Source organism: Streptococcus sp. k-378 (assembly GCF_013277505.1).
Taxonomy (GTDB): domain Bacteria; phylum Bacillota; class Bacilli; order Lactobacillales; family Streptococcaceae; genus Streptococcus; species Streptococcus pseudopneumoniae.
The window spans coordinates 1-12,230 of sequence record NZ_VMNC01000052.1 but is presented as its reverse complement, the minus strand read 5'-3'; the positions used below and the strand labels follow the sequence as shown (position 1 = coordinate 12,230).

Annotated in this window: 13 protein-coding genes, 1 pseudogene and 1 other annotated feature; of the genes and pseudogenes, 13 read left to right on the top strand and 1 reads right to left on the bottom strand. The window is 41.7% G+C overall.

The window, feature by feature from the left end:
- Positions 1-100 precede the first annotated feature (100 nt).
- Positions 101-232 (top strand) — a sequence feature (ribosomal protein L20 leader region).
- A gap of 15 nt (positions 233-247) precedes the next feature.
- The 7 genes from infC (at position 248) to HT719_RS06325 (ending at position 5,926) form a co-directional block, all read left to right on the top strand.
- Positions 248-778 carry a translation initiation factor IF-3 gene (gene infC / locus HT719_RS06355; RefSeq protein WP_000848180.1) on the top strand — a complete coding sequence of 177 codons (531 nt, stop codon included), beginning with the start codon at positions 248-250 and terminating at the stop codon, positions 776-778.
- 32 nt (positions 779-810) lie between these two features.
- Positions 811-1,011, top strand: a complete 201-nt coding sequence (rpmI, locus tag HT719_RS06350; RefSeq protein ID WP_001125943.1) for a 50S ribosomal protein L35 — start codon at positions 811-813, stop codon at positions 1,009-1,011.
- A gap of 51 nt (positions 1,012-1,062) precedes the next feature.
- The gene (gene rplT, locus HT719_RS06345; protein ID WP_000124834.1) at positions 1,063-1,422 is read left to right on the top strand and encodes a 50S ribosomal protein L20; all 360 of its coding nucleotides are present in this window, start codon (positions 1,063-1,065) and stop codon (positions 1,420-1,422) included.
- A gap of 57 nt (positions 1,423-1,479) precedes the next feature.
- Positions 1,480-1,860, top strand: a complete 381-nt coding sequence (locus tag HT719_RS06340) for a VOC family protein (protein WP_000157159.1) — start codon at positions 1,480-1,482, stop codon at positions 1,858-1,860.
- A gap of 247 nt (positions 1,861-2,107) precedes the next feature.
- On the top strand, positions 2,108-2,908 hold the full coding sequence (locus HT719_RS06335) for a dihydroorotate dehydrogenase electron transfer subunit (RefSeq protein ID WP_172925722.1): 801 nt from the start codon (positions 2,108-2,110) through the stop codon (positions 2,906-2,908).
- On the top strand, positions 2,871-3,857 hold the full coding sequence (locus HT719_RS06330; protein ID WP_172926219.1) for a dihydroorotate dehydrogenase: 987 nt from the start codon (positions 2,871-2,873) through the stop codon (positions 3,855-3,857). The genes HT719_RS06335 and HT719_RS06330 overlap by 38 nt, the downstream gene beginning before the upstream one ends.
- 41 nt (positions 3,858-3,898) lie before the next feature.
- Complete coding sequence (locus HT719_RS06325) at positions 3,899-5,926, top strand: glucosaminidase domain-containing protein (RefSeq protein ID WP_172928590.1); 2,028 nt, start codon at positions 3,899-3,901, stop codon at positions 5,924-5,926.
- 60 nt (positions 5,927-5,986) lie between these two features.
- Here HT719_RS06325 and pavA read toward each other — a convergent pair whose 3' ends face one another.
- Positions 5,987-7,642, bottom strand: a complete 1,656-nt coding sequence (gene pavA, locus HT719_RS06320; RefSeq protein WP_172928589.1) for an Rqc2 family fibronectin-binding protein PavA — start codon at positions 7,640-7,642, stop codon at positions 5,987-5,989.
- 104 nt (positions 7,643-7,746) lie between these two features.
- Here pavA and ybeY point away from each other — a divergent pair, with 104 nt between their 5' ends.
- The 6 genes and pseudogenes from ybeY to HT719_RS06290 form a co-directional block, all read left to right on the top strand.
- On the top strand, positions 7,747-8,244 hold the full coding sequence (gene ybeY / locus HT719_RS06315) for an rRNA maturation RNase YbeY (protein ID WP_172928587.1): 498 nt from the start codon (positions 7,747-7,749) through the stop codon (positions 8,242-8,244).
- A complete protein-coding gene (locus tag HT719_RS06310) occupies positions 8,225-8,620 on the top strand; it encodes a diacylglycerol kinase (protein ID WP_000378166.1) in 396 nt (131 codons plus the stop codon). The genes ybeY and HT719_RS06310 overlap by 20 nt, the downstream gene beginning before the upstream one ends.
- A 16-nt stretch (positions 8,621-8,636) precedes the next feature.
- Complete coding sequence (era, locus tag HT719_RS06305) at positions 8,637-9,536, top strand: GTPase Era (protein WP_000143265.1); 900 nt, start codon at positions 8,637-8,639, stop codon at positions 9,534-9,536.
- Between the two features lie 48 nt (positions 9,537-9,584).
- A complete protein-coding gene (mutM, locus tag HT719_RS06300) occupies positions 9,585-10,409 on the top strand; it encodes a DNA-formamidopyrimidine glycosylase (RefSeq protein ID WP_172928585.1) in 825 nt (274 codons plus the stop codon).
- On the top strand, positions 10,409-11,014 hold the full coding sequence (gene coaE / locus HT719_RS06295) for a dephospho-CoA kinase (protein ID WP_001226128.1): 606 nt from the start codon (positions 10,409-10,411) through the stop codon (positions 11,012-11,014). Before mutM ends, coaE begins: the two co-directional genes overlap by 1 nt.
- Positions 11,001-12,230: pseudogene (locus HT719_RS06290) on the top strand (multidrug efflux MFS transporter); the annotation flags it as partial. The gene coaE and the pseudogene HT719_RS06290, both read left to right, overlap by 14 nt.

Sequence of the window (12,230 nt, the reverse complement as noted above, 5' to 3'; positions counted from 1 at the left end):
CTTGTGTTTGTGATTGAACGCCAAAATACAAACAGAAACTTTTCAAAAAAATAACTTTTTATCTTGACAAGAGCTAGAAAACTTGATATCATATAAAAGTTGAGAAAAGCAGAAGTGAGAGCTTCTCGCCTTGTGACATTAAGTTGCCTGGCCCTACGGATGAAAAGTTTCGAAGAAACGCTATCATAACGTGCGGGCTTGTATATTTACGAGTCCGCTTTTGTTTTTCTCTAATAAAACAAAAGAGGTGAAAACCATAGCAAAGCAAGACTTATTCATCAATGATGAGATTCGTGTACGTGAAGTTCGCTTGATTGGTCTTGAAGGAGAACAGCTAGGCATCAAGCCACTCAGTGAAGCGCAAGCTTTGGCTGATAACGCTAATGTTGACCTAGTATTGATTCAACCCCAAGCCAAACCGCCTGTTGCAAAAATTATGGACTACGGTAAGTTCAAATTTGAGTACCAGAAGAAGCAAAAAGAACAACGTAAAAAACAAAGCGTTGTTACTGTGAAAGAAGTTCGTCTAAGTCCAACGATTGACAAGGGTGACTTTGATACAAAACTTCGCAATGCACGCAAATTCCTTGAAAAAGGAAATAAAGTTAAGGTATCTATTCGCTTTAAGGGTCGTATGATTACCCATAAAGAGATTGGTGCAAAAGTTTTAGCCGAGTTTGCTGAAGCAACTCAAGATATTGCCATCATCGAACAACGTGCTAAAATGGATGGACGTCAAATGTTCATGCAATTGGCGCCAGCGACTGACAAAAAATAATTGTCAGAAAGTTAAATAAAGGAGAAAAAATCATGCCAAAACAAAAAACACACCGCGCATCAGCTAAACGTTTCAAACGTACAGGTTCTGGTGGACTTAAACGTTTCCGTGCTTACACTTCTCACCGTTTCCACGGAAAAACTAAGAAACAACGTCGTCATCTTCGTAAAGCATCTATGGTGCATTCAGGAGATTACAAACGTATCAAAGCAATGCTTACTCGCTTGAAATAATAGCTTGACTGTAAGTAAATAATTCTAGGAAATATTTGGAGGAAATAAAACATGGCACGTGTTAAAGGTGGCGTTGTATCACGCAAACGTCGTAAACGTATTCTTAAATTAGCAAAAGGTTACTATGGAGCTAAACACATCTTGTTCCGTACTGCAAAAGAACAAGTAATGAACTCTTACTACTATGCATACCGTGATCGTCGTCAGAAAAAACGTGACTTCCGCAAATTGTGGATCACTCGTATCAACGCGGCAGCTCGTATGAACGGACTTTCATACTCACAATTGATGCATGGTTTGAAATTGGCTGAGATCGAAGTTAACCGTAAAATGCTTGCTGACTTGGCTGTTAACGATGCAGCAGCTTTCACAGCTCTTGCAGATGCAGCTAAAGCAAAACTTGGTAAATAACAACTGATGAGACTGGAAGAGGATTGTCCAGTCTTTTTAAAAATAAAGGAGAAAAATATGGCTTCAAAAATGCTACATACTTGCTTGCGAGTAGAAAATCTTGAAAAATCAATTGCATTCTATCAAGATGCTTTTGGTTTTAAAGAATTGCGTCGCAGAGATTTTCCAGATCATGCCTTCACGATTGTCTATCTAGGTCTTGAGGGTGATGACTATGAGTTGGAATTGACTTATAACTACGATCACGGCCCTTATGTGGTTGGAGATGGCTTTGCTCATATCGCCCTAAGTACACCTGATCTTGAGGTTCTTCATCAAGAGCACAGTGCAAAAGGCTATGAAGTGACTGAGCCAAATGGCCTACCAGGAACTACACCAAACTATTACTTTGTCAAAGACCCTGATGGCTACAAGGTCGAAGTCATTCGTGAAAAATAATCTCATGAGGTCAAGTAGAATGTTCCTTTTCTACTTGACTTTTTTTAGCTGAAAGAGTATACTAATAAAAATTTAACCTTTAAGGGGAGTCCAGAGAGACTCACAAGGTGTCAGATAAAAGAATAGTACAATTTTCTAGAGGAGACTTTTGAGTGTGCTCTCTTCTGTTGTACAATTTTAACTGAGGCCTTGCAATCGCAAGGTCTTTTCTTTGTCTGGTCCCCTTAAAATTTAAGGAGGAAAAGTCATGAATCCCACATGTAAGAAACGTTTGGGTGCCATTCGTTTGGAAACCATGAAGGTGGTTGCACAGGAGGAAATCGCGCCAGCAATCTTTGAACTAGTCTTAGAAGGAGAAATGGTTGAAGTCATGCGAGCAGGACAATTTCTACATCTGCGTGTGCCTGATGATGCCCATCTTTTGCGTCGTCCTATTTCAATTTCGTCTATCGATAAGGTTAAGAAGCAGTGTCATCTCATTTACCGAATTGAGGGAGCTGGGACAGCTATTTTCTCAACCCTAAGTCAGGGAGATACTCTTGATGTGATGGGGCCTCAGGGAAATGGTTTTGACTTGTCTGACCTTGATGAGCAGAGCCAGGTTCTCCTTGTTGGTGGGGGGATTGGTGTTCCGCCCTTGCTTGAGCTTGCTAAGGGATTGCATGCGCGTGGTGTGAAAGTAGTGACTGTCCTTGGCTTTGCTAATAAGGATGCTGTTATTTTGAAAACGGAATTGGCTCAGTATGGTCAGGTCTTTGTAACGACAGATGATGGTTCTTATGGCATCAAGGGAAATGTTTCCGTTGTTATCAATGATTTAGATAGTCAGTTTGATGCTGTTTACTCGTGTGGGGCTCCAGGAATGATGAAGTATATCAATCAAACCTTTGATGATCACCCAAGAGCCTATTTATCTCTGGAATCTCGTATGGCTTGTGGGATGGGAGCTTGCTATGCCTGTGTTCTAAAAGTACCAGAAAGCGAGACGGTCAGCCAACGCGTCTGTGAAGATGGTCCTGTTTTCCGCACAGGAACAGTTGTATTATAAGGAGAAAATTATGACTACAAATCGATTACAAGTGTCTCTACCTGGTTTGGATTTGAAAAATCCGATTATTCCAGCATCAGGCTGTTTTGGTTTTGGACAAGAGTATGCCAAGTACTATGATTTAGACCTTTTAGGTTCTATTATGATCAAGGCGACAACCCTTGAATCCCGTTTTGGCAATCCAACTCCAAGAGTGGCAGAGACGCCTGCTGGTATGCTCAATGCAATTGGCTTGCAAAATCCGGGTTTGGAAGTTGTTTTGGCTGAAAAGTTACCTTGGCTGGAAAGAGAATATCCAAATCTTCCTATTATTGCCAATGTGGCTGGTTTTTCAAAACAAGAATATGCAGCTGTTTCTCATGGGATTTCCAAGGCAGCTAATATAAAGGCTATTGAGCTCAATATTTCTTGCCCCAACGTAGATCACTGTAATCACGGGCTTTTGATTGGTCAAGACCCAGATTTGGCTTATGATGTGGTGAAAGCAGCTGTAGAGGCTTCTGATGTACCGGTTTATGTCAAACTAACTCCTAGTGTGACGGATATTGTCACAGTCGCAAAAGCTGCAGAAGATGCGGGAGCAAGTGGCTTGACCATGATCAATACTCTGGTTGGAATGCGCTTTGACCTCAAAACCAGAAAACCAATCTTGGCCAATGGAACAGGTGGAATGTCAGGTCCAGCAGTCTTTCCAGTAGCCCTCAAACTCATCCGCCAAGTAGCCCAAACAACAGACCTGCCTATCATTGGAATGGGGGGAGTGGATTCGGCTGAAGCTGCCCTAGAAATGTATCTGGCTGGGGCATCTGCTATCGGAGTTGGAACAGCTAACTTTACCAATCCTTATGCCTGCCCTGACATCATCGAAAATTTACCAAAAGTCATGGATAAATACGGTATTAGCAGTCTGGAAGAACTCCGTCAGGAAGTAAAAGAGTCTCTGAGGTAACCTGCAATCAATCTGTTCTTGATTTTTTATTAGTTTGTAATATGAATTTAGGAGAATTTTGGTACAATAAAATAAATAAGAACAGAGGAAGAAGGTTAATGAAGAAAGTAAGATTTATTTTTTTAGCTCTGCTATTTTTCTTAGCTAGTCCAGAGGGTGCAATGGCTAGTGATGGTACTTGGCAAGGAAAACAGTATCTGAAAGAAGATGGCAGTCAAGCAGCGAATGAGTGGGTTTTTGATACTCATTATCAATCTTGGTTCTATATAAAAGCAGATGCTAACTATGCTGAAAATGAATGGCTAAAGCAAGGTGACGACTATTTTTATCTCAAATCTGGTGGCTATATGACCAAATCAGAATGGATAGAAGACAAGGGAGCCTTTTATTATCTTGACCAAAATGGAAAGCTGAAAAGAAATGCTTGGGTAGGAACTTCCTATGTTGGTGCAACAGGTGCCAAGGTAATAGAAGACTGGGTTTATGATTCTCAATATGATGCTTGGTTTTACATCAAAGCAGATGGACAACACGCAGAGAAAGAATGGCTCCAAATTAAAGGGAAGGACTATTATTTTAAATCTGGTGGTTATTTACTGACAAGTCAGTGGATTGACCAGGCTTATGTGAATGCCACTGGTGCCAAAGTACAGCAAGGTTGGCTTTTTGACAGACAATACCAATCTTGGTTTTACATCAAAGAAAATGGAAACCATGCTGATAAAGAATGGATTTTCGAGAATGGTCACTATTATTATCTAAAATCCGGTGGCTACATGGCAGTCAATGAATGGATTTGGGATAAGGAATCTTGGTTTTGCATCAAAGAAAATGGAAACTATGCTGATAAAGAATGGATTTTCGAGAATGGTCACTATTATTATCTCAAATCTGGTGGCTATATGGCAGCCAATGAATGGATTTGGGATAAGAAGTCATGGTTTTATCTCAAATCTGATGGCAAAATGGCAGATAAAGAATGGTTATACGATTCTAAAAGTCAAGCCTGGTACTACTTCAAATCTGGTGGCTACATGGCAGCCAATGAATGGATTTGGGATAAGGAGTCATGGTTTTACCTCAAGTCTGATGGCAAAATGGCTAAAAAAGAATGGGTCTACGATTCTAAAAGTCAAGCCTGGTACTACTTCAAATCCGGTGGCTACATGGCGAAAAATGAGACAGTAGATGGTTATCAGCTTGGAAGCGATGGTAAATGGCGTGGAGAAAAAGCTACAAATGAAAATGCTGCTTATTATCAAGTAGTACCAGTCACAGCAAATATCTATAATGCAGATGGTGAAAAGCTCTCCTATATATCGCAAGCTAGTGTTGTTTGGCTAGATAAGGATAGAAAAAGTGATGACAAGCGCCTGGCTATTACTATTTCTGGTTTGTCAGGCTATATGAAAACAGAAGATTTACAAGCGCTAGATGCCAGTAAGGACTTTATCCCTTATTATGAGAGTGATGGCCACCGTTTTTATCACTATGTGGCTCAGAATGCTAGTATCCCAGTAGCTTCTCATCTTTCTGATATGGAAGTAGGCAAGAAATATTATTCGGCAGATGGCCTGCATTTTGATGGTTTTAAGCTTGAGAATCCCTTCCTTTTCAAAGATTTAACAGAGGCTACCAACTACAGTGCTGAAGAATTGGATAAGGTATTTAGTTTGCTAAACATTAACAATAGCCTTTTGGAGAACAAGGGCGCTACTTTTAAGGAAGCCGAAGAACATTACCATATCAATGCCCTTTATCTCCTTGCCCATAGTGCCCTAGAAAGTGACTGGGGAAGAAGTAAAATTGCCAAAGATAAGAATAATTTCTTTGGCATTACAGCCTATGATACGACCCCTTACCTTTCTGCTAAGACATTTGATGATGTGGATAAGGGAATTTTAGGTGCAAGCAAGTGGATTAAGGAAAATTATATCGATAGGGGAAGAACTTTCCTTGGAAACAAGGCGTTTGGTATGAATGTAGAATATGCCTCAGACCCTTATTGGGGTGAAAAAATTGCTAGTGTGATGATGAAAATCAATGAGAAACTAGGTGGCAAAGATTAGTCCTATAATTGGATATGATTTGAGTGAATAGTATGTTAAAAATCCTGATTTTAAGTAAAATCAGGATTTTTTCATGGATGCGATTTTTTCTGGGTCTGGTGTGACACGGAGGGTCTTTTGTCCTGTGTAGGTGACAAAGCCGGGTTTTCCACCAGTTGGTTTGTTGAGTTTCTTGATTTCAATCATATCTACCTGCACCAGATTTGACAGGCGACCTTGAGAGAAGTAGGCAGCTAGTTCTGCTGCTTCTGTCTTGACTTCATCAGATGGGTCAAGATTGCCTGAGATGACAACGTGGCTTCCAGGAATGTCCTTGGCATGGAACCAAAGTTCCTCTTTGCGTGCCATTTTAAAGGTTAGCTCCTCGTTTTGTAGGTTGTTTCGGCCGACATAGATGATGGTTTTGCCATCGCTTGCTAGATATTGTTCTGGTTTTTTGCGTTTCTGGATTTTCTCCCGCTGTCTTCTGCGGATAAAGCCAGTTTGAATCAATTCTTCACGGATTTCAGCGATTTCTTCCAGCCCAGCTTGGTTGAGGACGGTTTCTACACTTTCCAGATAGAGAATAGTGGCCTTGGTTTCCTCAATCAGATCAGTCAAGTATTTGACAGCTTCTTTGAGTTTCTGATACCGTTTAAAATAGCGTTGGGCATTTTGGTTGGGAGTCAAGGCCTTATCAAGCGCAATCGTGATAGGTTGGTTGGTGTAGTAGTTGTCTAGGATAACCTGGTCTTGGTCGTTAGGCACTTGGTGGAGGAAGGTTGTCAGCAATTCTCCTTTTTGACGAAATTCTTCAGCGTTGTCTGTCGCCAGTAACTCTTTTTCCTGTTTTTTGAGTTTGTGTCGGTTTTTCTGAAGTTCATTTTCAACACGACGAATCAGTTCACTGGCCTGCTGTTTGACGCGGTCGCGCTCAGCCTTATCCTTATAGTAGGTGTCCAACAAATCAGAAAGATTTGCAAAAGGCTCTCCCACCTGATTTGCAAAAGGAACTGGACTGAAGGAAGTCTCAGTCAAGCATGGCTTGGTTTCTTGATTGAAAAAATTTCGGAAAGCGGAAAGTTTTTCACTAACCAGTATCCTTTCCAATTCATTTGCCGTATCGCGTCCCAGACCTTGAAAGAGGCTTTGAAGATTTTTTGCTGTTAGTTCTTGGGTTTGCAGGATTTCAAAGAGCTTTTCATCCTTGATAGTAAAAGGATTGAGAGATTTTGTACTTGGCGGAGCGATATAGGTCGATCCTGGAAGTAAGGTGCGGTAGCTATTTTGTGAAAAGCCGACGTGTTTGATAACTTCGAGGATTTTATGACTGCTTTTATCGACCAGTAGAATATTACTGTGTTTCCCCATAATTTCGATAATCAAGGTAGCCTGGATATGGTCTCCAATCTCGTTTTTATTGGAAACTGTCATTTCCACAATACGGTCATTTTCCACTTGCTCAATCGACTCAATCAGGGCCCCCTGCAAATACTTTCTCAAAACCATGATAAAGGTAGAAGGTTGGGCTGGATTTTCAAAAGTCGTTTGGGTCAGCTGAATGCGTCCAAAAACTGGATGGGCAGAAAGGAGCAGGCGATGGCTTTGGCGATTGCTGCGGATTTGCAAGACCAACTCTTGTTCAAAAGGCTGATTGATTTTCTGGATGCGACCATTCACTAATTCGCTTCGCAATTCCTCAACTATGTGGTGTAAAAAAAATCCGTCAAATGACATCGTTCTCTCCTTGTGATTGTATTCCATAGTATTATATCAAAAAGGTAGAATAAAATCATGGAAATGTGGTATAATAAAGCCAAGTAAAGAGAAACGAGAAGCACATGTATATTGAAATGGTAGATGAAACTGGTCAAGTTTCAAAAGAAATGTTGCAACAAACCCAAGAAATTTTGGAATTTGCAGCCCAAAAATTAGGAAAAGAAGACAAGGAGATGGCAGTCACTTTTGTGACCAATGAGCGTAGTCATGAACTTAATCTGGAGTACCGTGACACCGACCGTCCGACAGATGTCATCAGCCTTGAGTATAAACCAGAATTGGGAATTGCCTTTGACGAAGAGGATTTGCTTGAAAATCCAGAATTGGCAGAGATGATGTCTGAGTTTGATGCCTATATTGGGGAATTGTTCATCTCTATCGATAAGGCTCATGAGCAGGCCGAAGAATATGGTCACAGCTTTGAGCGTGAGATGGGCTTCTTGGCAGTACACGGCTTTTTACATATTAACGGCTATGATCACTACACTCCGGAAGAAGAAGCGGAGATGTTCGGTTTACAAGAAGAAATTTTGACAGCCTATGGACTCACAAGACAATAAACGAAAATGGAAAAATCGTGACCTGATATCCAGTTTAGAATTTGCTTTGACAGGTATTTTTACTGCTATCAAGGAAGAACGCAATATGCGAAAACACGCAGTGACGGCTCTAGTGGTCATCCTTGCAGGTTTTGTTTTTCAGGTGTCACGAATCGAATGGCTCTTTCTCCTATTGAGTATTTTCTTGGTAGTAGCCTTTGAGATTATCAACTCTGCTATTGAAAATGTGGTGGATTTGGCCAGTCACTATCACTTTTCCATGCTGGCTAAAAATGCCAAGGATATGGCGGCTGGCGCGGTATTAGTGGTTTCTCTTTTCGCAGCCTTAACAGGCGCATTGATTTTTCTCCCACGAATCTGGGATTTATTATTTTAAACAGTAAGAGGAAATTATGACTTTTAAATCAGGCTTTGTAGCCATTTTAGGACGTCCCAATGTTGGGAAGTCAACCTTTTTAAATCACGTTATGGGGCAAAAGATTGCCATCATGAGTGACAAGGCGCAGACAACGCGCAATAAAATCATGGGAATTTACACGACTGATAAGGAGCAAATTGTCTTTATCGACACACCAGGGATTCACAAACCTAAAACAGCTCTCGGAGATTTCATGGTTGAGTCTGCCTACAGTACCCTTCGCGAAGTGGACACCGTTCTTTTCATGGTGCCTGCTGATGAAGCGCGTGGTAAGGGGGACGATATGATTATCGAGCGTCTCAAGGCTGCCAAGGTTCCTGTGATTTTGGTGGTGAATAAAATCGATAAGGTCCATCCAGACCAGCTCTTGTCTCAGATTGATGACTTCCGTAATCAAATGGACTTTAAGGAAATTGTTCCAATCTCAGCCCTTCAGGGAAATAACGTGTCTCGTCTAGTGGATATTTTGAGTGAAAATCTGGATGAAGGTTTCCAATATTTCCCGTCTGATCAAATCACAGACCATCCAGAACGTTTCTTAGTTTCAGAAATGGTTCGCGAGAAAGTCTTGCACCTAACTCGTGAAGAGATTCCGCATTCTGTAGCAGTAGTTGTTGACTCTATGAAACGAGACGAAGAGACAGACAAGGTTCACATCCGTGCAACCATCATGGTCGAGCGCGATAGCCAAAAAGGGATTATCATCGGTAAAGGTGGCGCTATGCTTAAGAAAATCGGTAGCATGGCCCGTCGTGATATCGAACTCATGCTAGGAGACAAGGTCTTCCTAGAAACCTGGGTCAAGGTCAAGAAAAACTGGCGCGATAAAAAGCTAGATTTGGCTGACTTTGGCTATAATGAAAGAGAATACTAAGTAGAGGTAGGCTCATGCCTGCTTCTTGTTTTTACAGAAGGAGGACTTATGCCTGAATTACCTGAGGTTGAAACCGTTTGTCGTAGCTTAGAAAAATTGATTATAGGAAAGAAGATTTCGAGTATAGAAATTCGCTACCCCAAGATGATTAAGACGGATTTGGAAGAGTTTCAAAGGGAATTGCCTAGTCAGATTATCGAGTCAATGGGACGTCGTGGAAAATATTTGCTTTTCTGCCTGACAGACAAGGTCTTGATTTCCCATTTGCGGATGGAGGGCAAGTATTTTTATTATCCAGACCAAGTGCCTGAACGCAAGCATGCCCATGTTTTCTTCCGGTTTGAAGATGGGGGTACGCTTGTTTATGAGGATGTACGCAAGTTTGGAACCATGGAACTCTTGGTGCCTGACCTTTTAGACGCCTACTTTATTTCTAAAAAATTAGGTCCTGAACCAAGCGAACAAGACTTTGATTTACAGGTCTTTCAAGCTTCCCTTGCCAAGTCCAAAAAGCCTATCAAATCCCATCTCCTAGACCAGACCTTGGTAGCTGGACTTGGCAATATCTATGTGGATGAGGTTCTCTGGCGAGCTCAGGTTCATCCAGCTAGACCTTCCCAGACTTTGACAGCAGAAGAAGCGACTGCCATTCATGACCAGACCATTGCTGTTTTGGGCCAGGCTGTTGAAAAAGGCGGTTCCACCATTCGGACCTATACCAATGCCTTTGGGGAAGATGGAAGCATGCAGGATTTTCATCAGGTCTATGATAAGACTGGTCAAGAATGTGTACGCTGTGGTACCATCATTGAGAAAATTCAACTAGGCGGACGAGGCACCCACTTTTGTCCAAACTGTCAAAGGAGGGACTGATGAGAAAAATCATCGGAATCACTGGGGGAATTGCCTCTGGTAAGTCAACTGTGACAAATTTTCTAAGACAGCAAGGCTTTCAAGTAGTGGATGCCGACGCAGTCGTCCACCAACTACAGAAATCTGGTGGTCGTCTGTTTGAGGCTCTAGTACAGCACTTTGGGCAAGAAATCATTCTTGAAAACGGAGAACTCAATCGCCCTCTCCTAGCTAGTCTCATCTTTTCAAATCCTGAAGAGCAAAAATGGTCTAAGCAAATTCAAGGGGAGATTATCCGTGAGGAACTGGCTACTTTGAGAGAACAGTTGGCTCAGACAGAAGAGATTTTCTTCATGGATATTCCCCTACTTTTTGAGCAGGACTACAGCGATTGGTTTGCTGAGACTTGGTTGGTCTATGTGGACCGAGATGCCCAAGTAGAACGCTTAATGAAAAGGGACCAGTTGTCCAAAGATGAAGCTGAGTCTCGTCTGGCAGCCCAGTGGCCTTTAGAAAAAAAGAAAGATTTGGCCAGCCAGGTTCTTGATAATAATGGCAATCAGAACCAGCTTCTTAATCAAGTGCATATCCTTCTTGAGGGAGGTAGGCAAGATGACAGAGATTAACTGGAAGGATAATCTGCGTATTGCCTGGTTTGGTAATTTTCTGACAGGAGCCAGTATTTCTTTGGTTGTACCTTTTATGCCCATCTTCGTGGAAAATCTAGGTGTAGGGAGTCAGCAAGTCGCTTTTTATGCAGGCTTAGCAATTTCTGTCTCTGCTATTTCCGCGGCGCTCTTTTCTCCTATTTGGGGTATTCTTGCTGACAAATACGGCCGAAAACCCATGATGATTCGGGCAGGTCTTGCTATGACTATCACTATGGGAGGCTTGGCCTTTGTCCCAAATATCTATTGGTTAATCTTTCTTCGTTTACTAAACGGTGTATTTGCAGGTTTTGTTCCTAATGCAACGGCACTGATAGCCAGTCAGGTTCCCAAGGAGAAATCAGGCTCTGCCTTAGGTACTTTGTCTACAGGCGTAGTTGCAGGTACTCTAACTGGTCCCTTTATTGGTGGCTTTATCGCAGAATTATTTGGCATTCGTACAGTTTTCTTACTGGTTGGTAGTTTTCTATTTTTAGCTGCTATTTTGACTATTTGCTTTATCAAGGAAGATTTTCAACCAGTAGCCAAGGAAAAGGCTATTCCAACAAAGGAATTATTTACCTCGGTTAAATATCCCTATCTTTTGCTCAATCTCTTTTTAACCAGTTTTGTCATCCAATTTTCAGCTCAATCGATTGGCCCTATTTTGGCTCTTTATGTACGCGACTTAGGGCAGACAGAGAATCTTCTTTTTGTCTCTGGTTTGATTGTGTCCAGTATGGGCTTTTCCAGCATGATGAGTGCAGGAGTCATGGGCAAGCTAGGTGACAAGGTGGGCAATCATCGTCTCTTGGTTGTCGCCCAGTTTTATTCAGTCATCATCTATCTCCTCTGTGCCAATGCCTCTAGCCCCCTTCAACTAGGACTCTATCGTTTCCTCTTTGGATTGGGAACCGGTGCCTTGATTCCCGGGGTTAATGCCCTACTCAGCAAAATGACTCCCAAAGCCGGCATTTCGAGGGTCTTTGCCTTCAATCAGGTATTCTTTTATCTGGGAGGTGTTGTTGGTCCCATGGCAGGTTCTGCAGTAGCAGGTCAATTTGGCTATCATGCAGTCTTTTATGCGACAAGCCTTTAGTTGTCTCTTTAACCTGCTTCAATTTCGAACATTATTAGACTTCCTGCGAAACAATATATGGTATAATAGTTCTATGGATTATGAAGCAAGTAAACA

Bases quoted from the DNA above. Each gene is read 5' to 3' on its own strand.
- ybeY (WP_172928587.1), top strand. From the start codon at position 7,747: ATGTATATTGAAATGGTAGATGAAACTGGTCAAGTTTCAAAAGAAATG.
- HT719_RS06310 (WP_000378166.1), top strand. From the start codon at position 8,225: ATGGACTCACAAGACAATAAACGAAAATGGAAAAATCGTGACCTGATA.
- era (WP_000143265.1), top strand. From the start codon at position 8,637: ATGACTTTTAAATCAGGCTTTGTAGCCATTTTAGGACGTCCCAATGTT.
- mutM (WP_172928585.1), top strand. From the start codon at position 9,585: ATGCCTGAATTACCTGAGGTTGAAACCGTTTGTCGTAGCTTAGAAAAA.
- HT719_RS06340 (WP_000157159.1), top strand. From the start codon at position 1,480: ATGGCTTCAAAAATGCTACATACTTGCTTGCGAGTAGAAAATCTTGAA.
- rpmI (WP_001125943.1), top strand. From the start codon at position 811: ATGCCAAAACAAAAAACACACCGCGCATCAGCTAAACGTTTCAAACGT.
- HT719_RS06325 (WP_172928590.1), top strand. From the start codon at position 3,899: ATGAATTTAGGAGAATTTTGGTACAATAAAATAAATAAGAACAGAGGA.
- pavA (WP_172928589.1), bottom strand. From the start codon at position 7,642: ATGTCATTTGACGGATTTTTTTTACACCACATAGTTGAGGAATTGCGA.
- rplT (WP_000124834.1), top strand. From the start codon at position 1,063: ATGGCACGTGTTAAAGGTGGCGTTGTATCACGCAAACGTCGTAAACGT.
- HT719_RS06330 (WP_172926219.1), top strand. From the start codon at position 2,871: ATGGTCCTGTTTTCCGCACAGGAACAGTTGTATTATAAGGAGAAAATT.
- HT719_RS06335 (WP_172925722.1), top strand. From the start codon at position 2,108: ATGAATCCCACATGTAAGAAACGTTTGGGTGCCATTCGTTTGGAAACC.
- coaE (WP_001226128.1), top strand. From the start codon at position 10,409: ATGAGAAAAATCATCGGAATCACTGGGGGAATTGCCTCTGGTAAGTCA.